25 protein-coding genes are annotated in these 22,853 nt (G+C 66.4%); 12 read left to right on the top strand and 13 right to left on the bottom strand.

What is annotated here, in order from left to right; translation table 11 throughout:
* Position 1: 1 nt before the first annotated feature.
* From ABQE44_RS02905 to ABQE44_RS02890, 4 genes are all read right to left on the bottom strand, one after another.
* Positions 2–856, bottom strand: a complete 855-nt coding sequence (locus ABQE44_RS02905; RefSeq protein ID WP_448393307.1) for an ABC transporter permease — start codon at positions 854–856, stop codon at positions 2–4.
* The gene (locus ABQE44_RS02900) at positions 853–1,620 is read right to left on the bottom strand and encodes an MlaE family ABC transporter permease (protein WP_448393306.1); all 768 of its coding nucleotides are present in this window, start codon (positions 1,618–1,620) and stop codon (positions 853–855) included. The genes ABQE44_RS02905 and ABQE44_RS02900 overlap by 4 nt, the downstream gene beginning before the upstream one ends.
* 188 nt (positions 1,621–1,808) lie before the next feature.
* Positions 1,809–2,282, bottom strand: a complete 474-nt coding sequence (locus ABQE44_RS02895; protein WP_448393305.1) for a VOC family protein — start codon at positions 2,280–2,282, stop codon at positions 1,809–1,811.
* 30 nt (positions 2,283–2,312) lie between these two features.
* Entirely contained in the window at positions 2,313–2,912 is a 600-nt protein-coding gene (locus tag ABQE44_RS02890; RefSeq protein WP_448393304.1) for a TetR/AcrR family transcriptional regulator, read from the bottom strand.
* Positions 2,913–3,010: 98 nt separating this feature from the next.
* Here ABQE44_RS02890 and ABQE44_RS02885 point away from each other — a divergent pair, with 98 nt between their 5' ends.
* Positions 3,011–3,871, top strand: a complete 861-nt coding sequence (locus ABQE44_RS02885) for an alpha/beta fold hydrolase (protein WP_448393303.1) — start codon at positions 3,011–3,013, stop codon at positions 3,869–3,871.
* 82 nt (positions 3,872–3,953) lie between these two features.
* Here the strand turns inward: ABQE44_RS02885 and ABQE44_RS02880 are convergent, their stop codons facing one another.
* A complete protein-coding gene (locus ABQE44_RS02880) occupies positions 3,954–4,904 on the bottom strand; it encodes a hypothetical protein (RefSeq protein ID WP_448428302.1) in 951 nt (316 codons plus the stop codon).
* Between the two features lie 34 nt (positions 4,905–4,938).
* Between ABQE44_RS02880 and ABQE44_RS02875 the strand changes: the two genes are divergently transcribed.
* Complete coding sequence (locus ABQE44_RS02875) at positions 4,939–5,721, top strand: adenylate/guanylate cyclase domain-containing protein (protein ID WP_448428175.1); 783 nt, start codon at positions 4,939–4,941, stop codon at positions 5,719–5,721.
* On the opposite strand, the gene ABQE44_RS02870 is transcribed toward ABQE44_RS02875, so the two are convergent.
* Positions 5,703–5,882, bottom strand: a complete 180-nt coding sequence (locus tag ABQE44_RS02870; protein ID WP_448409466.1) for a hypothetical protein — start codon at positions 5,880–5,882, stop codon at positions 5,703–5,705. The two genes, ABQE44_RS02875 and ABQE44_RS02870, sit on opposite strands and share 19 nt — an antisense overlap.
* Before the next feature lie 41 nt (positions 5,883–5,923).
* Here ABQE44_RS02870 and ABQE44_RS02865 point away from each other — a divergent pair, with 41 nt between their 5' ends.
* A complete protein-coding gene (locus ABQE44_RS02865) occupies positions 5,924–6,598 on the top strand; it encodes a guanylate cyclase (RefSeq protein ID WP_448428300.1) in 675 nt (224 codons plus the stop codon).
* A gap of 12 nt (positions 6,599–6,610) precedes the next feature.
* Here the strand turns inward: ABQE44_RS02865 and ABQE44_RS02860 are convergent, their stop codons facing one another.
* Positions 6,611–6,970, bottom strand: coding sequence for an Rv2640c family ArsR-like transcriptional regulator (locus ABQE44_RS02860; protein ID WP_448428173.1), 360 nt, complete (start codon positions 6,968–6,970; stop codon positions 6,611–6,613).
* Between the two features lie 100 nt (positions 6,971–7,070).
* On the opposite strand from ABQE44_RS02860, the gene ABQE44_RS02855 reads away from it, so the two are divergent.
* Positions 7,071–7,499, top strand: a complete 429-nt coding sequence (locus ABQE44_RS02855) for an ArsI/CadI family heavy metal resistance metalloenzyme (RefSeq protein ID WP_448428171.1) — start codon at positions 7,071–7,073, stop codon at positions 7,497–7,499.
* Between the two features lie 241 nt (positions 7,500–7,740).
* Positions 7,741–8,526: a SigB/SigF/SigG family RNA polymerase sigma factor gene (locus ABQE44_RS02850; RefSeq protein ID WP_448393299.1), complete on the top strand. Its 786-nt coding sequence runs from the start codon at positions 7,741–7,743 to the stop codon at positions 8,524–8,526.
* Position 8,527: 1 nt separating this feature from the next.
* Here the strand turns inward: ABQE44_RS02850 and ABQE44_RS02845 are convergent, their stop codons facing one another.
* On the bottom strand, positions 8,528–9,367 hold the full coding sequence (locus tag ABQE44_RS02845) for a GNAT family N-acetyltransferase (RefSeq protein ID WP_448393298.1): 840 nt from the start codon (positions 9,365–9,367) through the stop codon (positions 8,528–8,530).
* A 234-nt stretch (positions 9,368–9,601) separates the two neighbouring features.
* Positions 9,602–10,675 carry a redox-regulated ATPase YchF gene (gene ychF, locus ABQE44_RS02840; RefSeq protein ID WP_448428169.1) on the bottom strand — a complete coding sequence of 358 codons (1,074 nt, stop codon included), beginning with the start codon at positions 10,673–10,675 and terminating at the stop codon, positions 9,602–9,604.
* Between the two features lie 84 nt (positions 10,676–10,759).
* Here ychF and ABQE44_RS02835 point away from each other — a divergent pair, with 84 nt between their 5' ends.
* A complete protein-coding gene (locus tag ABQE44_RS02835) occupies positions 10,760–11,833 on the top strand; it encodes a DUF6542 domain-containing protein (protein WP_448428167.1) in 1,074 nt (357 codons plus the stop codon).
* Here ABQE44_RS02835 and ABQE44_RS02830 read toward each other — a convergent pair.
* Positions 11,830–13,602 (bottom strand): penicillin-binding transpeptidase domain-containing protein, encoded by a 1,773-nt coding sequence (locus ABQE44_RS02830; protein ID WP_448428165.1) that lies wholly within the window; start codon positions 13,600–13,602, stop codon positions 11,830–11,832. The genes ABQE44_RS02835 and ABQE44_RS02830 overlap by 4 nt on opposite strands.
* A gap of 30 nt (positions 13,603–13,632) precedes the next feature.
* Entirely contained in the window at positions 13,633–14,646 is a 1,014-nt protein-coding gene (locus ABQE44_RS02825) for a 4-hydroxy-3-methylbut-2-enyl diphosphate reductase (protein WP_448393294.1), read from the bottom strand.
* 66 nt (positions 14,647–14,712) lie between these two features.
* Here ABQE44_RS02825 and ABQE44_RS02820 point away from each other — a divergent pair, with 66 nt between their 5' ends.
* The 4 genes from ABQE44_RS02820 (at position 14,713) to ABQE44_RS02805 (ending at position 17,887) form a co-directional block, all read left to right on the top strand.
* Complete coding sequence (locus tag ABQE44_RS02820) at positions 14,713–15,267, top strand: lipid droplet-associated protein (RefSeq protein ID WP_448428163.1); 555 nt, start codon at positions 14,713–14,715, stop codon at positions 15,265–15,267.
* 22 nt (positions 15,268–15,289) lie between these two features.
* The gene (xseA, locus tag ABQE44_RS02815) at positions 15,290–16,528 is read left to right on the top strand and encodes an exodeoxyribonuclease VII large subunit (protein ID WP_448428161.1); all 1,239 of its coding nucleotides are present in this window, start codon (positions 15,290–15,292) and stop codon (positions 16,526–16,528) included.
* Positions 16,525–16,737, top strand: a complete 213-nt coding sequence (locus ABQE44_RS02810; RefSeq protein WP_448428159.1) for an exodeoxyribonuclease VII small subunit — start codon at positions 16,525–16,527, stop codon at positions 16,735–16,737. The genes xseA and ABQE44_RS02810 overlap by 4 nt, the downstream gene beginning before the upstream one ends.
* Positions 16,738–16,801: 64 nt before the next feature.
* A complete protein-coding gene (locus tag ABQE44_RS02805) occupies positions 16,802–17,887 on the top strand; it encodes a 3-beta-hydroxysteroid dehydrogenase (protein ID WP_448428157.1) in 1,086 nt (361 codons plus the stop codon).
* Between the two features lie 12 nt (positions 17,888–17,899).
* Here the strand turns inward: ABQE44_RS02805 and ABQE44_RS02800 are convergent, their stop codons facing one another.
* Positions 17,900–19,537 (bottom strand): fatty acyl-AMP ligase, encoded by a 1,638-nt coding sequence (locus ABQE44_RS02800; RefSeq protein ID WP_448428155.1) that lies wholly within the window; start codon positions 19,535–19,537, stop codon positions 17,900–17,902.
* On the bottom strand, positions 19,534–19,992 hold the full coding sequence (locus ABQE44_RS02795; protein ID WP_448428153.1) for a DUF5994 family protein: 459 nt from the start codon (positions 19,990–19,992) through the stop codon (positions 19,534–19,536). Before ABQE44_RS02795 ends, ABQE44_RS02800 begins: the two co-directional genes overlap by 4 nt.
* 384 nt (positions 19,993–20,376) lie before the next feature.
* Here ABQE44_RS02795 and ABQE44_RS02790 point away from each other — a divergent pair, with 384 nt between their 5' ends.
* The gene (locus ABQE44_RS02790; RefSeq protein WP_448428151.1) at positions 20,377–21,921 is read left to right on the top strand and encodes an arylsulfatase; all 1,545 of its coding nucleotides are present in this window, start codon (positions 20,377–20,379) and stop codon (positions 21,919–21,921) included.
* 7 nt (positions 21,922–21,928) lie between these two features.
* Positions 21,929–22,810 carry an HAD family hydrolase gene (locus tag ABQE44_RS02785; protein ID WP_448428149.1) on the top strand — a complete coding sequence of 294 codons (882 nt, stop codon included), beginning with the start codon at positions 21,929–21,931 and terminating at the stop codon, positions 22,808–22,810.
* Positions 22,811–22,853 lie beyond the last annotated feature (43 nt).

Genomic DNA, 22,853 nt, shown 5'->3' with positions numbered 1-22,853 from the left:
ATCAGCCCGCCAGGTTGAAATTGCCGGATTGACCGTAGACCGCAAGGGAGAGCATCACCAGCACGAAGGCCGAAACGATCAGCGAGGTGCGCACCGCCCGTCCGACGGCCTCGCCAACGCCCGCCGGGCCGCCACGGGCGGTGTAGCCGTAGTAGGTGTGCACGAGCATGATCATCACCGACAACGCGATGGTTTGACCGAATGACCACATCAGGTCGGTGGGATTGAGGAACGTCCGGAAGTAGTGGTCGTACACACCCGTCGACTGACCGTACAGCACGGTGGTGCCGAACCGTGCCGCCCAGAACGCGGCGATCACACCGACGCAGTACAGCGGGATCACCACGAGAAAGCCGGCGACGACCCGCGTGGAGGCGAGATAGGCGACGCTTCGGATGCCCATCACTTCAAGCGCGTCGACTTCCTCGTTGATCCGCATGGCACCGAGTTGTGCCGTCGCGCCCGCTCCGATGGTGGCGGACAACGCCACCGCAGTGGTGGCCGGTGCGATCAGGCGCACATTGAAGAACGCTGACGCGAAGCCGGTCAGGGCCTCGACACCGATCTCCGAGAAGTCGGTGTAGCCCTGCACCGCCACCAGCGCGCCCGTCGTGACGGTGAGGAACCCGACGATCGCGACGGTGCCGCCGATGATGATGAGCGCCCCGGCGCCAAGGCCCATTTGGGCGATGATGCGGATCAACTCGACCTGATAATGAACGACGGTGTAGCGGATCGAACTCAGGGTCCGGCCAAAGAACTTGGCCTGCATCCCGACCCGGTTCCAGGGATCGGCGACGCTGCGGAACCGGGCTTTCAGCCAGGGGAACTGGGAATGCGGCCTCGAAACTGTCACAACGTCACCTTCACCGCAACCGCGGTCGCGACGATGTTGATCGCGAACAGGGCCATGAACGTGAAAACCACGGTCTCGTTGACCGCGTTGCCGACACCCGCTGGCCCTCCGCCGACGGAAATGCCCTTGTAGCAAGCGATCATGCCTGCGGACAGGCCGAACAGCGCGGCCTTGAGCAACGCGATCGTGACATCGGTGGTTCCGATGAGCAATGTCAGACCGGCCGCGAACGCACCCGGTGAGACGTTCTGGATGTAGACCACGAAGAAGTAGGCGCCCGCCAGTCCGACGAGGATCACCGTCGCCGACAACGCAAGCGACACCAAGGTAGCGGCCAGTACGCGCGGAACAACCAGCGCTTGAATGGGATTCACGCCCATGACCCGCAGCGCATCGAGTTCTTCGCGGATGGTGCGGGCGCCCAGGTCGGCGCACATGGCGGTAGCGCCGGCGCCCGCGACGACCAACACCGTCACGATCGGCCCGATCTGACGGACGGTCCCGAGCGCGGCGCCGGTACCGGAGAAGTCCGCGGCGCCGAATTCCCGCAGCAGGATGTTGAACGTGAACGTCAATAACACCGTGTACGGAATGGTCAGCATCAGGGTCGGAAGAATCGACACCCGCGCGACAAACCACGCCTGAGAGATGAACTCACGCCATGCGAAGGGCGGTCTGAACATCCACACGAATGTGTCGAGGGCCATCGAATAGAACCCACCGAAGGCGCGCACCGGTTTGGCAATTGCGTTGACAGCGACCATCAGTCGGCTCTCACCCGCGTGCCCTGCACCGCCATAGCAACGCCGACCTTCCCTGACACCAACAACACGCGCCTGTGATGGCTGTGGCGCAAGGGTACACAGGGGTGGGCGGCGGGGAAACGGATATCGGCATTTGCGGCCGAACACCAGACCGTGACACCAAAACCGGCCAAGCGGCTGCGGCGCTGTCAGCTACCCCGGACGGCGGCCTCCAGGTCGGCGACGACGATCTTTCGCATTCCGAGCATCGCTTTCGTCGCTGCGGCGGCCCGGGTCGGGTCCGGATCGTCGAGCAGCTCGTAGAGGCGGTCCGGCACGATCTGCCAGCTCAGCCCGAAGCGGTCCCTGAGCCAGCCGCATTGCGACTCCTCCCCGCCCTCGCTGAGCCGGTCCCAGTAGTAGTCGACCTCGCGCTGGTCTTTGCACCTGACGAGGAACGACACCGCCTCGGTGAAGCTGAAGTGCGGGCCGCCGTTGATGGCGACGAACCGGTTGCCGTCGAGCACGAAAGTGCCCGAAACCACCTGGCCCGGCGTGCCGGGTCCGGCGTCGGTGTAGCGGCTGATCTTCTCGATCGACGAGTTGGGGAAGACCGATACGTAGAACTGCGCGGCCTCCTCGAGGTTGTTGTCGAACCAGAGGGACGGTGTGATGGTCGGCATGTGAGTACCGACCGCCGAAGCGGACCGAACTCATCGGTGACGTTCGGCGCCCAGCGCGCGCAGCGCGAAGTCGAGCACCCGGGCCTTGGTCTGGTTGACCCGTTCGAGGTCGCGAAACGACTGGTTCGGCATCACCCTGCTGACGATCGCGTTGATCGCGACCGCGTCGGGTTCGGGGTCGGCCAGCGGAAACGTTCCGTCGTCGCGGCCCCGGCGCAGGATCGTCACCAGGGAGCATTCCCGGTCGCTGTGGGCCTTTTCGCGGGTCTCGCGGTAGCCCCGTGCGGCGCGGACCTCATCGGTGTCGATCACCGTGAAGTGCGTCCGCAGCGTGTCGTCGGTGATCAACGCGAACATGCCGTCGATCCACGCCGCCAGCTGCGCGGCCGGACCGCCGCAGGGTTGCGCGGCGATGTGGTCCAGGCGTTGAGCCAGCGCGTCGGTCTCGTGGCGCAGCATCGCCAGGAACAGTTCGTCCTTGGACTGAAAGTGGCGGTAGAACGCCCGCGTCGACACCCCGGCCCGCGCCAGGATCGCGGCCACCGGGATCGCACCGCTGTGCGGTTCAGACAGGCACCGGTAGGCCGCCTCGATGATGCAGCGGCGGTCATCCCCCGTATCGGACCGCACACGGCGGATTGTAGGGAGCCGCGCCCGTCACGGGCCGCAGATCGGCGCAAATGCCCGCTGGGTAACGTGAGCGCTCGGAACCAGCCGAGAGGATGTCCGTGAGCACCACCCGCAGCGAATCGCGCACTGTGCAGTTTCGGGGCAGCGAAGGCATCACCCTGGTCGCCGACGAATGGAACCGCGATGCGCCGCCGGTCGACCGGCCCACCGTGCTGCTGCTGCACGGCGGCGGCCAGAACCGCTTCTCGTGGAAAAACACCGGGCAGATCCTGGCCGATCACGGCCTGCACGTGGTGGCGCTGGACAGCCGCGGCCACGGTGACAGCGACCGGGCACCCAACGCCAACTACACCGTCGACGCGTTGTGCGCCGACACGCTGGGGGTGGTGGACCAGATCGGCCGGCCGGTGGCGCTGATCGGCGCGAGCATGGGCGGAATGACCGGGATGCTGGTCGCTGACGCCGCCGGCCCACAGAAGGTGACCAATTTGGTGCTGGTCGACGTCGTGCCGCACTACGAAAAGGACGGCAGCGCCCGGATCCGCGACTTCATGGCCAGCGGTATCGACGGCTTCGAGACGCTGGAGCAAGCCGCCGACGCCGTCGCGGCGTATCTGCCCTATCGCAGGAGGCCGCGCAATCCGGAGGGGTTGAAGAAGAACCTGCGCCTGCGCGGCGGGCGGTGGTACTGGCACTGGGATCCGGCATTTTTGACCGCGCCCATGGACGACCCGTTCGTGCGGGTGGAAAAGCTCGACCGGGCCGTGATGAACCTGTCCATTCCGATCCTGCTCATCCGCGGCAAGCTGTCCGACGTGGTCAGCCCCGAAGGCGTCGCGGACTTCCTGCAGAAGGTGCCCCGCGCGGAGTTCGTCGAACTTTCCGAGGCCGGCCACACGGCCGCCGGCGACGATAACGACGCGTTCTCCGATGTCGTCGTGCAGTTCGTCTGCCGCTGACTTTCTCCGCGCGAGCAGACGCAAAATCCCCTAAACAGCACCACTTTTGGGGGATTTTGCGTCTGCTCGGCAACAGGACCGGCTAGGCCGACAGCGGGACGCGCTCGTCGGCGTTGTCAGTGAGGATCTCGAACATCGCGCGGCGCTCGGCCACCAGCTCGGCACGCTCGAACGCCTTGCCTGCCACCTGCATTCGACATGTGGCGAGAGCCGAGTTGTAGCAGTACTTGGACCGGCCGTCGGTGTCGGTGTAAGTCAGACCGATGGCGTCGGCGGGTTCGGCAATCAACTCACCCTCGATCATGCGCTCCCCCACCCTGCCGCCGAACGTCCACGTGAACGGCCGGTACCGTCCGTGGGTCTGCAGGCTGCCCAGAACCGAACGCACCGCGAATTCCTCTCCGGCATGGCGGAACACGAACAGCGTCGCACCGGGCAACAGCAGCGACCCGACGGCGGCGCGGGCCGTGACGATTTCCAGCGTCGAGTCGGGGGCATTGTCGAACCCACAGATTTGCCCGTAGGCGTAGGCGGGGGTGTGCCTGCTGCCCCAGTTGTGGCTGACGCTGCCGGTCCAGCCGTCCATCACGATGGGTACGTCGTCGAGTTCGAGCTGGCCATCGAACTGCGCCAAGGGATCTCGCACCATCGTCTTCGCTGTCGGGAACCGCGTCTCATACGCCCGCTCGGTGAGCAGTTTGACCGGTTCCCCGGGGCCGGGCGTGATCCGCAGGTCCCAGCGCGACGAGCGGCCACCACCGGTCACCACGCCGTGGGCGGACCGGTCGTCGAGGACGGCCGATCCGATGCGCGCCGACCACGGTTCGTCGGCGTAGCTGGCCAGGTCGATGGGGTAGGGCTCCTTGAGCGCCCGGTTGCCCGCGCCGTCCGGGTCGAACACCATCACCCACACATCGGCGACGGGCTCGGCGACCGTGGAAAGCAGCAGCGTTTGGCGCAGCCACACGGCTTGCGCCAGTTCGGGATGGTTGGCGCGGATGTAGCGACTCTCGTAATAGGGGGCCTTCGGGATCCTCACAGGTTCAGCATCCAATACTTGACCGGTGATGACAGCCCAGATCGTGGCTTACGCGCTCGGTGTGGTCGCGGTGGTGCAGGCCGTCGCACTCGTCGTACTGTGGCGGCGAAACCGCAGGCAGCAGGTGGAGCTCGACGACGCGCGCCGGCGCGTCGACACCAAGAACATGCTGCTCACCGGCGGGCGCGAGGCGGTCAAACAGGTGTGGCAGACCGCCAACATCCTGCGCAAGGACGGGTTGGGTGCCGCCGTGCGATCGTCGATCGAGGATCTGGCCGACTGGGCCGAGGTCGAACGCCCTGACCTGGCCCGGCTCGCTACCAGCGGCGTGGTGGTCATCCTGTTCACCGACATCGAGGAGTCCACCGCGCTCAACGAGCGCATCGGGGACCGCGCATGGGTGCGGCTCATCGGCCGACACGACAAGATGGTGCGCAGGCACGTGTACACCCACTCCGGGCATGTGGTGAAGAGCCAGGGCGACGGCTTCATGGTGGCCTTCGCGCAACCCGAGCAGGCAGTGCGGTGCGGCATCGACATACAACGCTCACTTCGACGCCAGCCCAACCGGATTCGGGTTCGGATTGGCATCCACATGGGCAAGTCGGTGCGTCGCGGCGACGACCTGTTCGGACGCAACGTCGCGATGGCCGCGCGGGTGGCCGGCGAGGCGAGCGGCGGCCAGATCCTGGTCAGCCAGGTGGTGCGCGACGCCCTCGCCGACGCCCCCGATATCGCGTTCGACGACGGCAGCGACGCCGAGCTCAAGGGTTTCAGCGGCGCACAGCGGCTCTACGCCGTCGGCGACTGATCTGGTTGTTGTTCGCTTTCGGCGACGCGTTGATGCAACCGGGCGCGGATGCCCTCTGGCGTATAGGCATTTCGGCGGCGCTGGTCGCGGGCGACCAACACCCCGCCGGCCACCACGCCGGCGACACTGGCCAACCCGACCCATTTCCATATCCGGCGCATGGCATGAGTCTGCCTAAGCTACCAGGGTGAGGCCAACCGCGGTGCCGTTGCAGCAGGCGCTCGACCAGACCCGGACCGGGGATCTGTGGCTGTTTCGCGGACGTTCGGGCCCCGACCGCGCGATCCAGTCGTTGACCAATAGCCCGGTCAACCACGTCGGCATGACGATCGCGGTCGAGGACCTGCCTGCGTTGATCTGGCACGCCGAACTGGGCGACAAGCTGACCGACATGTGGACCGGCGACAACCATCGGGGCGTGCAACTCAACGATGCCCGTGAGGTGGTCGAACGTTGGGTGCACCACTATCACCAGCGCTGCTGGCTGCGTCAGTTGATCCCACATGCCGACCGCGAGCAGGAGGATCGCGCGCTGAAAGTGGTGGCGCGGATGGACGGCACCCCGTTTCCCAGCACTGCGCGGCTGACCGGCCGCTGGTTGCGCGGACGGATCGCGGTGTCGGACGTGACGCGCGGCATCCCCTTTCTGCACAGAAAGGTCAGCGAGGCCAGCCGACGCAAGAAGGCCGAGAAGCTCAACGTCGGCCTGGAAACCGCGTACTGCGCCGAGACGGTCGCCATCACCTACGAAGAGATGGGCTTGTTGTCCACCGAGAAGCACTTCAACTGGTTCGACCCGGGATCGTTTTGGAGTGGCGATTCGCTGCCGTTGGCGCCGGGCTACCAGCTCAGCGCCGAAATCGAAGTGCTCCCATAACTTTTCGGCGCCTTAGGTACAGCAATTCGGGTCGAGGACGACGCACAACGCCGCCAGGGCGTCACGGTGCGCCCGGTGGTAGACGTTCATGCCGCGCCGTTCGGATTCCACCAGGCCGGCTTTGCGGAGTTGGGCGATGTGGTGGCTGACGGTGGACTCGGTGAGGTCAAGGGCAGCGGCGAGTTCACCGCTGTTCTGCTCGCTGGCGTCGGCGCCGAACAGCAACGAGATGATCTTGACCCTGGCGGGGTCCGCCAACGCTTTGAGACGCAGTGCCACCTCGAGTGCGGCCTCATCGGTCATCGGCCCCGCAGCCACGGGGGCACAGCACACCGGCGCGGACATGTCGATCATGGGCAGTGCTTTCGGCATGGAACCCAGCATAGCCAAGTCTCTTGACATATATCGAAAAGGAGGAGCATTCTGTAACCGGCGCCAGTTCGATATATGTCACATCACCGGAAGGTTCATCATGTCCCGTATCCAACTCGCCCTCAACGTCGACGACCTCGACCAGGCGATCACCTTTTACTCGAAGCTGTTCAACACCGCACCGAACAAGGTCAAGGACGGCTACGCGAACTTCGCCGTCGCCGATCCGCCGCTCAAGCTGGTTCTGCTGCAGAATCCCGGCCAGGGCGGCACGATCAACCACCTCGGGGTGGAGGTGCAAACCAGCGAGCAGGTGCACACCGAGATCGCACGGTTGTCCGGCGAGGGTCTGTTCACTTCCGAGGAGCTCGGCACGACGTGCTGTTTCGCCACCCAGGACAAGGTGTGGGCGACGGGGCCGGGCGGTGAGAAGTGGGAGGTCTACACCGTGCTCACCGATTCGGACACCTTCGGCGACGGTTCGCAGGAGCCGTGCGCATGTGTCGCCGACGAGCCGGTGCAGGCATGAGCCGGTGCAGGCATAGGGAAACACCCGATTCATCTGCGGCGCGCAGAACCTAACTTTGTCCGCGGATGGTTTCGAAAGTGACGACCATCCCCTTCGGCCGCCACCGCTTGACCTCCGGTGGCGGCCGATTCTCATGCCTGGCACCTGCGATGTTTCAACATCGCTTCTCGGGGGGTACACGGCCGTCATCAGGTTCAGCTCCAAGAGCCGCCGAATTCACTCGATGAACGGGGATTGCCGCATGGCTGGCTTGTCTGGCGATTACAAAGATGTGACGGATATGTTCCGGCGGCTCAAGAAATTTCCCGAAGGCTCGGCACAGTACAGGCGTCAGCGCGACGCGATCATCGAACGCTGCCTGCCGTTGGCCGACCATGTCGCCTTCCGTTACCGGGACCGCGGCGAACCGCTCGACGATCTCATTCAGGTGGCGCGCGTCGGCCTGCTCAACGCGGTGAACCGCTACGACGTCGACACCGGCGCGGAGTTCCTGTCGTTCGCGGTGCCGACGCTGATGGGCGAGGTGCGCCGCCACTTCCGGGATCACGGGTGGGCGGTCAAGGTGCCGCGGCGGTGCAAGGACATCCAGGCACAGCTGGTGCGGGCCCGTGCGGAGCTGTCCCAGGTACTGGGCCGCGCGCCGAACGCCTCGGAGATCGCCGAACATCTGGACGTGCCGCGTGAGCTGGTGGTCGACGCGACGATCGCCAGCAGCAACTACTCGACCCTGTCGACCGACGTGCAGGCCGGGCCCAGCGACGATTCGCGCGCGGTGGTGGACACGCTCGGCGACGTCGACCCCGGCATGGACAAAGTGCTCGACCTCGAAACGGTGCGCCCGCTGATCGCGGCGCTGCCGGAGCGGCAGCGCACGCTGCTCACCCTTCGGTTCTTCGAAGACATGACGCAGACGCAGATCGCCGAGCGCATGGGGATCTCGCAGATGCACGTCTCGCGGCTGCTCGCGAAATCACTCGACACCTTGCGCCGCCAGGTGCGCGAGCCGGAGCTGGCAGCGGCCGGATAGTTCAATCCAGCGCACGCGTGAACGTCATCACTATCGCCGCCTCTCCTGACGGCGTGACCTGTGGCTCCGGCTCACCCTTTTGGACGAAGCCGGCTCCTTCCAGCACGCGACGTGATCCGGCGTTTTCCGGGACCGTTCTGGCCGTCAAGTGGGTCAACCCTGCGCCGGCAGCGATGCGCGCGACGGCAGCAAGGGCCTGCTGAGCGGCGCCGCGACCACGCGCCTCCGGACACAGCCAAAACCCCACCTCGGCACGGGTTTCGCCGATGTCGAACAACACGATGCTGCCGAGAAACTCATCAGCGGAGGCGTCGGCGATGGCGAGCACCGCCAGCGAGCCGTCGGCCAGACCGTCGGCGATGACGCCGTCGATCTGCTCGCGCACGATCCGCGGTGAGTAATGCGGCAACGGAAGGTGCCCGTAGCGGCGAACGGCAGGATCCCGGGTGCCGGCGGCGAAAGCCTGGGCGTCGTCGTGGCGCAGTCGCCGGACTGTCACGTCACCCTCGGCGCTGGGCAGACGATCGGCGAGAGAACGAGGACGGGACATGCTGGGCACGGCCGCGAACCCTAACAGCGCCGCGCCGGCCAGCACCGCGCCGGCAGGAGGCGCCCACGCGATGTCAGCGATGAGGTATCCGGCCGCGGAGACCAGCGCGAGCAACCAGTTCTCTTTGGGCGCGTGGGTGAGCAACATCCGCGCGACCGCGGCGATCGCCAGTACGACGCCCGCGACGCGGGCTACGACGTCCCAGCGGCTGGGCAGCCCGCCTGCGTTGACCAAGACGAACACGATGCCGAAGACGATGCCGACCGCGGCGAAGACACGTGAGAGCCTCACGGTCTCGGCGGGCAGGGTTCGCTTGGCTTGCCAGGTGACACCGGGGGCCTTTCAAACTGGCGCTAGCGACGAGAATGCACACAGGGCTGTTGCGCGGCGACCACTGCCCTGTGTGCAATCTCGGTCATAGCGCGCCGGCGGCAGGTGGGGTACAAGAACGGCCGGCAATCGGTTACTCGATCGCGGCGCGGATGATCATTTCACGACTCCGTAGCCAGATTGCGGGACATCTCGTCAGACGTTGAACCGGAATTCGACGACGTCACCGTCGGCCATGACGTAGTCCTTGCCCTCCATGCGCACCTTGCCCGCGGCCTTGGCGGCGGCCATCGACCCGGCCTCGACGAGGTCGTCGAACGACACGATCTCGGCCTTGATGAAGCCCTTCTCGAAGTCGCTGTGGATCACGCCGGCGGCTTTCGGCGCAGTGTCGCCTTGCCGGATTGTCCACGCCCGCGCCTCTTTCGGCCCTGCGGTAAGGAAGGTCTGCAGCTTCAATGTGTGAAACCCCGCACGCGCCAAGGCATCCAGACCTCGTTCGGACTGGCCGATCGACTCGAGCAACTCGGCGGCCGACTCGTCGTCGAGCTCCTGCAACTCGGCCTCGATCTTCGCATCCAGGAACACCGCGTCCGCCGGGGCGACCAGCTCGCGCAGCTCGGCCTTGCGCGCCTCATCGGTGAGCACCGCTTCGTCGGCGTTGAACACGTACAGGAACGGCTTGGTGGTCAAGAGGTTCAGCTCACGCAGCAGCGACGCGTCGAAGCGCGCCCCGAACAGCGTCGTGCCGCCGTTGAGGATCTCCTGAGCGGCCACCGCGGCATCGTGGATCGGGCGGCGGTCCTTGTGGGTACGCGCCTCCTTTTCCAGCCGCGGTAACGCTCGTTCGAGCGTCTGCAGATCGGCGAGGATCAGCTCGGTCTCGATCACCTCGATATCGGACCTCGGGTCGATACGGCCGTCGACGTGGGCGACGTCGTCATCGGTGAAGACACGCACCACCTGGCAGATCGCGTCGCATTCGCGGATGTTGGCCAGAAACTTGTTGCCCAGACCGGCGCCCTCGGACGCGCCCTTGACGATCCCGGCGATGTCGACGAAGGTCACCGGCGCGTAGATGATCTTCTCCGAGCCGAAGAATTTCGCCAGTTCGGGCAACCGCGGGTCGGGCAGCGGCACCACACCCTCGTTCGGTTCGATTGTGGCGAACGGATAGTTGGCCGCCAGCACTTCGTTGCGCGTCAGCGCGTTGAACAGCGTCGATTTACCGACGTTCGGCAGTCCGACGATTCCCAGATTCAGGCCCACAGGGTCCAGAGTCTAGGAGAGTGTGACGGGCACGCCAGCACCGCGCTGACAGCCGCGCTCAGCAAGAGCCGGTACGGTCTACCTGTGTCAGCACAGCGCGCACGGTCGGCAGTGACCGCCGGCCATCGTTCCGTGCATCCCAACTTTCCGGGTGTTCCGTGGTGGGGTGCCGTGCTGATCGCTATCACCGCGACGACGATCGGCTTCGCGTTCGACGCCGGGTCGGGCAGCAAAGAACTGAGCACGGTGTTCGCGGCTTGCTATGTGCTCGGCTGCCTGGCCGCGGTGCTCGCGGTGCGTCAGGCCGGCCTGTTCACCGCCGTCATCCAGCCACCGCTGATTTTGTTCGGCGCCGTGCCCACAGCGTACTTCCTGTTCCACAACGCCCAGATCACCAGCGTCAAAGACGCGCTGATCAACTGCGGCTATCCGCTCATCGAACGCTTCCCGCTGATGTTCTTCACGTCGGCAGCGGTGCTGCTGATCGGCGCGGCGCGCTGGTACTACGGCGTGGCGACGCGCAAGTCGACCCCGCAAACCGACAAGCCCGCGCTGGCGTCGACGCTGACCACAAAACTGTCGTCGTTGTTGGCCCGCCCCCGCGCCGACGGCGACGAGGCCGCCGCGGAACCGCCACGCAAGCGGCGCACCGCCGAGCGGCCGGCGCGACCCCAACGGCCCCAACGGGCCGAACGCCCCGACCGGCCACGCCGCCCTGCCAGGACCCCGGCCGGCACGTCGGGGCGCAGCGGAAAACCGACCAGAAGTACGACGCCGTCGCGTTCGCGCCATGTCCGGCCGCCGGAGGGCGAACCCTTCGACCCGCTCGCCGAGCGTCCGCGCCGCAGCAGGGCCAACCGCCAGGCCGAGCCGCCACCGCCCCCGCGGCGACGCCCTCGCAAGGCGGCCAACCCGCGTCAGCCGGGCCCACCGCCGGCTGACCGTCGCTCGGCCTACGAGCGTCCCGAGCGTCCCCGCCGCTACGACGACTACTACGAGCCGCGCGAACCGCACACCAGAAACGGAAACGGCACACACCATCCGATCTCGCGGGTGCGCTATCGCGGTGCCGAGGGCGACGACGACCGTGCGAGCTACCGCACCCGTCGGCGCCCGACCCGCGGCCGCGACGCCGAAAGCTGGGAGTACGACATCTAGCCCTGCGCGCGCAGGAAGCTGCCCGCGGCGTTCACCGCGGGCCCCGAACTGCCTGCGTCGCTGACGAGTACCGCGAACGCCAGGTCGCCCCGGATCCCGACGAACCAGCCGTGCGCATGCGTGTCGTCGATGTACTCAGCGGTCCCGGTCTTGCCCAGCAGGCCCGGAATGTCGCGCAGCTCGGCGGCGGTCCCGTCGGTGACGGTTTCGCGCATCATCGCCTTGACCTGCTCGGCGACCGTCGCCGCCAGCGGCTCCGGGGTCCGATCCGGCGTTCCGGGCTGGCCGGCCACGATCGCCGGCGCCGGCACCGAGCCGCGCGCGATCGAGGCCGCCACCAACGCCATGCCGAACGGTGACGCGGTGACCTTGCCCTGACCGATGCCTTCCTCGACGCGCAGCGCGGCCGTGTCGGCGACGGGCACTGAGCCGGTGACGGTCGTCATTCCGGGCGCGGTGTAGTCGATGCCCAGGCCGAGCTGCTCGGCGGCCTTGGTCAACGCGTCGGGCGGCAGGTTCACCGCCAGCCGGCCCATCGTGGTGTTGCAGGACCGCGCGAACGCCGTGTGCAACGGCACCTGCCCGAGGTCGAAGTTGTCGTCGTTGGGGATCTGGCGGCCCTCGATGTTCTCGGTGCCCGGACAGGCGACGACGCTGTCGGGGGTCACCTGGCCGGCCTGCAGCGCCGCCGACACCGTGACGGTCTTGAACGTCGAGCCCGGCGGGTAGAGCCCGGTCAGCGCGATGGGTCCCTGCGCGTCGGCGGCCGCGTTCTGCGCGACGGCCAACAGCTCACCGGTCGAGGGCTGGATGGCCACGATCGCCGCCGGGGTCGGCAGAGCCGCCAGGGCCTGCTCCCCCGCGCGCACCATGCCGATGTCGAGGGTGCTGCTGATGTCGCCGACCGGCTCGGGGTCCTGCCCGCCGACCCGGCGGGGCCCCGCGCTGGTCGTCGCGTTCACCGCCCACCCGGACGCGGCCTCGGTGCGCTGCTGCCACAGGTCCGACAACCCGGCCAGCGTTGGTGAGGTTAGCGTCTTGTCGACCGCCAGCAGCCGTGTCTGCGGGGACAGCGTGACGTTGGCAAGGCTCGTCAGTTGCGACTCGATCGGCTCAAAGTCCTCTTGGCGCAACGTGATTGCGGTGATCGGTTGACCACCGGCCTCAGCGAGGTGCTGTCGCAGCGACTCGGCGGTGATGCCGGGCGCGAGCGGGTTCAGCAGCGCGGCCAGCGCGCCAAGGTCCGCGCCCGGCGATACGTTGACCAGCGTGACGATGTGCTGGGTCAACAGTTCCGCGCCGGTGCGGTCGAGCACCCGCGCCGCCGGGCTGGGGACGAGCGTGCTGTTGGACAGCGACCCCGCGTCCAGGCCCGGTGCGACGGTGGCCGGATTCCAGTCGATCTTGTACTCATCGTCCGACTCAACCGCGGTGCCGGTGGTCGTGTAGTTCCACTGGGTCTGGCCGTCGCGGAACTTCCACGTCGTGTCGAGGGTGAACGTCGCGCCGCCGTCCTCCCGAGGCTCTGCGGCTTGAGCCTGAACCTGCACGTCGGTGCCCAGGCTGGCGAACAGTTCGGCCAGCGTGCCCGACGCCTGCGTGGGGTCCGTGGTGAGCGCACCGGCGGCCGACGCGTCGCCTTTGGAGAGCGCTTCGGCGAACTCGTTGACCGCGGCGGTCAGCCGATCCTGGGCATTCGAGCAGCCGGCGAGGACGAGCACGAGCGCCAGTCCCCCGGCGAGCAGACGTAGAAGTGTCCTAATCGCCATGGTTTTGGCCGCTTCTGCGTCTTCTCGCGGTTATGACCTGGCGGGCCGGATCTCACGGGGAAGGGCGAACACCAGCGTCTCGTTGGCGGTCGTCACCGGCTGCACGGTGCCGTAGCCGTACTCCGCGAGCCGTTCGAGAACACCGCGCACCAGCACCTCGGGCACCGACGCGCCGGAGGTAACACCGATCGTCGTCACCCCGTCGAGCCAGGCGGGGTCGATGTCATCGGCGTAGTCGACCAGGTGGGCAGTGTCTGAACCCGCCCCCAGCGCGACCTCGACCAACCGCACGGAGTTCGACGAGTTGGCCGACCCGACAACGATCACCAGCTGGCACTCCGGTGCCATCGCCTTCACCGCGACCTGGCGGTTCTGGGTGGCGTAGCAGATGTCGTCGCTGGGTGGATCCTGCAGTTTCGGGAAGCGTTCGCGCAGACGCTGCACGGTTTCCATCGTCTCGTCGACCGACAGCGTGGTCTGCGACAGCCAGATCACCTTGTCCTCGTCGCGCACCCTCACCTGGTCGACCGCGTCGGGCCCGTCGACCAGCTGGACGTGGTCGGGCGCCTCGCCCGCGGTGCCGATGACCTCTTCGTGGCCCTCGTGGCCGATCAGCAGGATGTCGTAGTCGTCGCGGGCGAACCGTTTGGCCTCGTTGTGCACCTTGGTCACCAGCGGGCAGGTGGCGTCGATGACCTTGAGCTCGCGCTCCTTGGCGTTGGCGTGCACCGTCGGCGCGACGCCGTGCGCGGAGAACACCACGATGGCGCCCTCGGGCACCTCGTCGGTCTCGTCGACGAACACCGCGCCCGCCTTGGCGAGCGTTTCCACGACGTGGCGGTTGTGCACGATCTCGTGGCGCACGTAGACCGGCGCGCCGTGCTTCTCCAGCGCACGCTCCACGGTCTCGACGGCCCGATCCACGCCGGCGCAGTAACCTCGCGGTTCGGCCAGCAACACCCGTTTGCCCGTCACACCACCGGTCACCGAGCCCGCTGCCGTCTGGCTGACGCCCGGAATCCCCATGTCAATTGTCGGCGGCATGGCACCCAGGGTACGCATCGGCAGCCGTCTCAGACCAGCGCAGCAGCCAGCCGTAGGCTGGGGGCCATGGCAACTGCACCGTATGGGGTCCGTCTGCTGGTTGGGGCAGCGGTCACCGCCATCGAGGAAACCCGCAAGCTTCCGCAGACCATCCTGATGTATCCGATGACGGTCGCCAGCCAGGTCGCGCATCTGGTGATGAAGATGCAGCAGGACGTGGCCGACCTGGTCATCAAGGGTGACGAGACCCTCGATGCGATGTTCCCGCCCAAGGACGAGCAACCGGAGTGGGCGACGTTCGACGAAGACCTCGAGGACTCCGCAGGCTCCGACGGGGAGCGTCGCACCGAAGGCCGTTTCGCGCTGTTCAGCCACGGGGAGCCCGACACGCCTGCGTCCGAGTCCCGGGTCAACAACGTCTCGGTCGCATCGGATGGGACGCCGGAAATCGTCACCGAGCTGGACTACGAGTCGCTCACGCTGGCCCAGCTGCGCGCGCGGTTGGCGTCGCTGCGGGTGCCCGACCTGGAAGCCCTGCTGGCGTACGAGGAAGCCACCAAGGCGCGCGCACCGTTTCAGACCCTGCTAGCCAACAGGATCACCCGCGCGTCGGCCAAGTGATCGCCTCGACGGGCCGGCGACGATGACGGACGCTGAGCAGGGCCAGTCGCCGGAGAACCCGTACCCGGTTCGCTCCGTATCGATGAAGATCAAGGACTGGATCGAGCGCCTCGGCACGGTGTGGGTCGAGGGTCAGGTCGCCCAGCTGTCCACGCGACCGAACTCCAGCACTGCCTACATCACCCTGCGAGACCCGTCGGTCGACATGTCGCTGTCGATCACCTGCCCGCGCGAGCTGGTGCTCAACGCGCCCGTCAAGCTCACCGAGGGCACCCGGGTGGTGATGCTCGGACGACCGAACTTCTTCGTCGGGCGCGGATCGTTCTCGTTGCGCGTCAACCAGATTCGCGCGGTGGGTGTCGGCGAACTGTTGGCCCGCATCGAGCGCCTGCGCCAGCTGCTGCACGCGGAGGGGCTGTTCGACCCGCGGCTCAAACGGCCGATCCCGTTCCTCCCCAACACGGTCGGGCTGATCACGAGCCGCGGCAGCCACGCCGAGCGCGACGTCATCTCGGTGGCCACCAACCGCTGGCCCGCGGTGCGGTTTGCCGTTCGCAACACCGCCGTGCAGGGCCCCAACACCGTGCCCCAGGTGGTCGAGGCGCTACGCGGGTTGGACGCCGACCCCGACGTCGACGTCATCGTCATCGCCCGCGGCGGCGGCAGCGTGGAGGATCTGCTGCCGTTCTACGACGAGACGCTGTGCCGCGAGATCGCCAAGTGCACGACGCCCGTGGTGAGCGCGATCGGCCACGAACCCGACAACCCGCTGTGCGATCTGGTGGCCGATCTGCGTGCGGCCACCCCCACCGACGCGGCCAAGCGCATCGTGCCTGACGCCGCCGCCGAGGCGGCGCTCATCGCCGACCTGTGCCGTCGCAGCAGTCGCGCACTACGCAACTGGGTGCACCGCGAACAGCACACACTGGACCAGTTGCGAAGCCGGCCAGTGCTGGCGCAACCGCTGGCCGCGATCACCGCGCGCGCCGACGAGGTGCACCGCACCCTTGCCGCCGCCCGACGCGACATCACCCGGCTGGTGGCCGCCGAGGGCGATCGCATCGGCCACCTGTCCGCGCGCCTTTCTACGCTGGGGCCCGCGGCGACGCTGGCGCGCGGGTACGCCGTCGTGCAGACCATGCCGGAGACGCACGTGCTGCGCACGACGGCGGACGCGCCCGCGGGCACCCGGTTGCGCATCCGCGTCACGGACGGCGCGATTTCGGCGGTGAGCGAAGGCCCAGAAGGGACAGTCGAATGAAGCCCATTAGTGAACTGGGGTACGAAGAAGCCCGCGACGAATTGATCGCCGTCGTGCACCAGCTCGAGCAGGGCGGGCTCGACTTAGAAGCGTCGCTGAAACTGTGGGAACGCGGCGAAGAACTAGCTAAACGCTGTGAAGAACACTTAGCTGGAGCCCGTAAGCGAGTGGAAGAGGCGCTGGCCTCCAAGGACACCGACGAAGATTGAAGATTCAAATTTTAGGCCATTGAAGGGTCGAAACTGTAACACGTTTCAGTTACGCTTCTTCTCCATGGGCGATTCAGCGTTGACCACTGAACTGGGCCGCGTGCTGGTTACCGGGGGATCCGGGTTCGTCGGCGCCAACCTCGTGACCGAATTCCTGAACCGCGGACATCACGTGCGCTCGTTTGACCGGGTGCCGTCGCCGTTGGCCCGGCATCCGCGCCTCGAGGTGCTCGACGGCGACATCCGCGACCCCGACACCGTGGCGGCGGCGGTGGCAGGCATCGACACCGTCTTTCACACCGCGGCGATCATCGACTTGATGGGCGGGGCGTCGGTCACCGAGGAGTACCGGCAGCGCAGCTTCGCGGTGAACGTGCACGGTACGGAGAACCTCGTGCGCGCGGCGCAGCGTGCGGGCGTGAAGCGGTTCGTCTACACCGCGTCCAACAGCGTGGTGATGGGCGGCAAGAAGCTCTCCGGCGGTGACGAAACCCTGCCCTACACCGAGCGATTCAACGACCTCTACACCGAGACCAAGGTCGTGGCCGAGAAGTTCGTGTTAGCCGCCAACGGCGTTGACGGCCTGCTGACGTGTTCGGTTCGGCCCAGCGGGATCTGGGGCCGCGGCGATCAGACCATGTTCCGCAAGGTGTTCGAAAGTGTGCTCGCCGGTCACGTCAAGGTGCTGGTCGGCAGCAAGAACGTCAAGCTGGACAACTCCTACGTGCACAACCTGGTTCACGGCTTCATCCTGGCCGCCGAGCATCTGGTGCCGGGCGGGACGGCTCCCGGTCAGGCCTACTTCATCAACGACGGTGAGCCGGTCAACATGTTCGAGTTCTCCCGCCCGGTCGTGGAAGCTTGCGGCCAGCGCTATCCCAGCATCCGTGTCCCCGGCCGGCTGGCGTGGTTGGCGATGACGGCCTGGCAGTGGATGCACTTCCGCTTCGGCCTGCCCAAGCCGATGATCGAACCCCTTGGCGTGGAACGCCTTTACCTCGACAACTACTTCTCGATCGCCAAAGCCGAGCGCGATCTGGGGTACCGGCCGCTGTTCACCACAGCTCAGGCGATGGCCGAGTGCCTGCCCTACTACGTCGACCTGTTCAACCAGATGAAGAACGAAGCGCCGCAGCGCGTCTCCGCGTAGCCCGACCTGAAGCTACCGGCCGATAAGGGACAGCGCGTGGGCCCGCCGCAGCTTGCCCGACGGTGTCTTGGGTATGGTGCCCGGGCCGAGCACCGCGACGTTGCGCGGTCGCATGTCGACCTCGGCGAACACTTCATGGGCCACCTGATGCTGGATGCGTCGCGCGTCGGCGCCGTCCTCGAACGCGTTGGACTCCACGGCGACCGCGAACCCTTCCCGCGAATGTCCGGCATCGAGTCGCACGGCGACGGCGCAACCGGGACGCACGCCCTCGACGCGGCAGGCGGCCCGCTCGACATCGGTCGGATAGATGTTGCGGCCCGCCATGATGATGACGTCTTTGACCCGGCCGCACACGACGATGCGGCCGTCCTTCGTCAAATAGCCGAGATCCCCGGTGTCATACCACCCCTGCTCGTCCTGGGCCGGGATGAAACCGCCCACGGTCAGATAGCCGGGCGTAACCGGTTCTCCGCGAACCTGGATCACTCCGACACCGCGGGTGGGCAAGACGACGTCGAACTCGTCGACGACCCTGGCCTCGAGGCCGTCCAGCAATGTACCGAGCGTCGCCAAGCGCCGGGTGTGCCCCTTTGTCGCCGGTACCGCACGGTGGAGCACCGCAAGCAGGTCGGCGTCGATCTCGTCGACCACCAGGCCCGCACCGCATTCGGTAAACGACACGGCCACAGTGGTTTCGGCCATCCCGTATGCGGGCAGGATCGCCTCCGGCCGTAACCCGAACGGCGCCCCGGCATCGCACAGATCCTCGACATCGGCGGGTTCGACCTGCTCGGCGCCCGAGAGCGCCCACCGCAGCGTGGACAGGTCGAATTCACCGGGCTTTGCCTGGCGACGCAGCCGCTTGGCGAACAACGCGTAGGCGAAGTTCGGCGCTGCGGTCATGGTGCCCTTGTACTTGTCAATGAGCCTGGCCCACAGCAGCGTGTCCCGCAGAAAGTCCATCGGGGTCACCTTGACCAACTCCGCACCGAAATACATCGGCACCACCAGGAAGCCGGTCATCCCCATGTCGTGGAACAACGGCAGCCAGCTGACGATGACATCGGTTTCCAAATCGTACTCGGCGCCTTTGAACATCGCCTCGGCATTGGACACCAGGTTGCGGTGCGTGATCTGCACCGCCTTCGGCGAGCCGGTCGAACCGGACGTCAGCTGCAGCAGCGCGAGATCGTCCTCGCCGACGTCCAACGGGTCGATCGGGTCGAACGCCAGAAGCTCGGCAATCGTGACGACGTGAAAGCCGCTTTCGGCCAGCACCGGGGCCGCCACCAGAAACGGTTCGGAGACCACCACGACTTTGGCGCCGATGAGGCCGACCACCGCACCCGTTTCGGCGGCCCACAGCACCAGATCCGTGCGCGGTGTCGGCTGGTGCAACATCGTCAAATGGGCCCCGCGCATCCAGACGGCCTGAGCGGTGGGCGCAATCTCCACAGGAGCGCCGGCCAGTACCGCCACGCCATCGCCGTGTCCCACACCCACCGCTGCCAGGCCACCGGCGATACGACGTGCGCGCTGGTGCACCTGTTGCCACGTGTGCCGGACCGGCGCGACCGGTTCGCCGGTCACCAGGCCCCTGGTGCTGGCTTCAGCATTGGCGTACATGGTGTCGCAGAATCTGCTCACCGCTGCCCCCTGACAGGTTCGACGTTAGAGATGTCGTTGACCAACCGTCTCAGCATGTCCGCGCTCATCGGCGCGTGGGCATCAGAAACCGTGCGAAGCAGTTGGCCGGCGATGTCTTTGCGGCTCGAGGGCGCCAGCACGTAGAGCACGGCGTCGCGGGAATGGGTGCCCATCAGGTAGATCGTGTCGGACGCGACCATGGCGTACGGGTCCACCGCGACCGCTGTATTCCCCCGAATGATCCGCGACGGAGCATTCGGCCAGACCATGGGGTCGTAGACCACGCGATGCACGGCTCCGATCAGTCGTGAAAGCACTGTGACCAGGTCGGGGAGAACTTTTCGCAGGTCGGTGCTGGCAGGCCACCAGACACCGTCCACAGCGCCCGCCGCTGTCCCGCGGTCGCACAACAGCAACCTGGCCGGGCTCGAACGGTCCGAAACGCTTTGCACCATAGGCGGCGCTCCCGTCATCTAGCGATGTGATCGCAGACGGAAACCAACAAACGGAGACGCGACAAACCTACGATTCCGTAACCATAGCAGCGCTGTTCCATCACTGGCCTGTGACGCGACGAGGCGTATTAACCGTGACGAGAAAGAGATGCCTTCGCGACGCCTATGCCGCGCGCTCCGGCGGATGGGAAGCGAAGCCCAACGCCGCAATACTATGAGATGTGCGTTCGCACATTGGGGGATGTACGCCGGACATTCCGCGCCTGACTCGTCAGCCGCCGGTGCGGGTGTCGAAGTTGAACCAACGGGTTACATCCGACGGCCCGCCGACCTGCCGTTGACCGCGTAAGAGATTCGACGTTCAACCGAACTCAAGGAGCCGCCATGCCGAACGGCAAGCCGAACATCCTGGTCATCTGGGGCGACGATATCGGCATCACCAACTTGAGTTGTTACAGCGACGGCCTGATGGGCTACCGCACGCCGAATATCGACCGCATCGCCAGCGAGGGCATGCGGTTCACCGATTCCTACGGCGAGCAAAGCTGCACCGCGGGCCGCTCGTCGTTCATCACGGGGCAGAGCGTGTATCGCACGGGTCTGTCCAAGGTCGGCATGCCGGGTATCGACGTCGGCATGTCCCCCGAAGACCCGACGATCGCCAGCCTGCTCAAGCCGCTGGGCTACGCGACCGGCCAGTTCGGCAAGAACCACCTAGGCGACCTGAACAAGTACCTGCCCACCGCGCACGGCTTCGACGAGTTCTTCGGCAATCTGTATCACCTCAACGCCGAAGAGGAGCCCGAGAATCCCGACTATCCCACCGCAGAGGAAGCACCGCAGCTACGGGCGAACATGCTGCCGCGCGGTGTCGTGCACTCCTGGGCCACCGAGGAGTCCTCCGATGAGGTCGACGAACGGTTCGGCCCAGTGGGAAAACAGCGCATCGAGGACACCGGCCCGCTGACCAAGAAGCGGATGGAGACCATCGACGACGAGACCACCGAGGCGTGCATCGACTTCATCAGGCGCCAGAAAGAGGCTGACACACCGTTTTTCGTGTGGATGAACACCACCCACATGCACTTCCGGACGCACACCAAGCCGGAATCGTTGGGGCAGGCGGGCCGCTGGCAGTCGCCGTACCACGACACCATGGTCGACCACGACCGCAACGTGGGTCAGCTGCTGGATGCCCTCGACGAACTGGGTCTGGCCGAGGACACCATCGTCATCTACTCGACCGACAACGGCCCGCACGCCAACACCTGGCCGGACGGCGCGACCACGCCGTTCCGCAGTGAGAAGAACACCAACTGGGAAGGCGCCTTCCGGGTGCCGGAAATGATCCGCTGGCCCGGAAAGATACCGGCGGGCGCTATCTCCAACGAGATCGTCCAGCACCACGACTGGCTGCCGACATTCCTAGCGGCGGCCGGCGAGCCGGACATCGTCGATAAGCTCAAGAAGGGCCACGCGGCCGGCGACACGACGTACAAGGTGCACATCGACGGCTTCAACTTGCTGCCGTATCTGACCGGGGAGGTCGACAAGAGCCCCCGGCGCGGCATGATCTATTTCTCCGACGACTGCGATGTGCTGGGTGTGCGCATCGACAACTGGAAAATCGTCTTCATGGAGCAGCGCTGTCAGGGCACGCTGCAGATCTGGTTCGAACCGTTCACGCCACTGCGAGCACCGAAGATCTTCAACCTGCGCACAGATCCGTACGAACGCGCCGACATCACGTCGAACACGTACTGGGATTGGTTCTTCGACCACGACTACATCGCGTTCATGGCCAATGTGGTCGTCACCCAGTTCCTGGAGACGTTCAAGGAATTCCCGCCGCGACGCGAACCGGCCTCGTTCACCATCACCAATGCGGTCGAGAAGCTCCACGACTTCCTCGAACGGGTCGGCGGCTGAGTTGGCCGTGCTGGAAAGCTGGAACGACGGGCCCACGAAGTCGGCGATCGTCGACTTCGTGGGACGCACCGTCAGGGATGTGCCAGCGGAGGAACGCGTCGCCGTATTCGACAACGACGGCACGCTGTGGTGCGAGAAACCGGCCTACATTCAGCTGGACTTCCTCGTGCGCCGGATGGCCGAGCAGGCCGCCGCCGACCCTGCATTGGCCGAAAACCAGCCGTACCAGGCTGCCGCCGCCGGTGGTCTCGGGTGGTTCGGCGACGCCGTCACCAAGCACTACAACGGTGACGACTCCGAGTTGAAAGTGCTTGCGGGCGGCATTCTCTCGGCGTTTGCCGGGCTGACGGTCGAGGAGCACGCCGAGCGGGTCAAAGAGTTCTTCGGCACGGCCCAACATCCGACGCTGAAGCGGCCGTACCCCGCATGCGGTTATGCACCGATGATCGAGTTGCTGCGCTACCTGGACGACAACGGGTTCACCAACTACATCGCATCCGGCGGCGGCCGTGATTTCATGCGGCCGATCACCACGTCCATGTACGGGATTCCGCCAGAGCGGGTCATCGGCAGTTCGGTCGGCCTCGATTTCGCCGACGGCGACCTACGCACCACCAATCGCCCGGAGTTCCTCGACGACGGACCCGTCAAGCCGGTGCGGATCTGGGGCCGCACCGGCCGTCGGCCGATCTTGGCCGCTGGCAACTCCAACGGAGACATCGAGATGCTCGAGTTCACCCGCGGTCTACGGCTGCTGGTGTTGCATGACGACGCCGAACGCGAATTCGACTACACCGCAGGCGCGGACAAGGCGTTGGAGTTGGCCAAGCAGAACAGCTGGCCGGTGGTCAGCATGCGTGACGACTGGGCGACCGTCTTCAGTGGCTGAAAACTTCGCGTTGACCCTGCGCTCACGGCGTAAAACTTCGATT

Source organism: Mycolicibacterium sp. XJ2546 (assembly GCF_053483195.1).
This window is presented reverse-complemented; position numbering and strand designations above follow the sequence as displayed.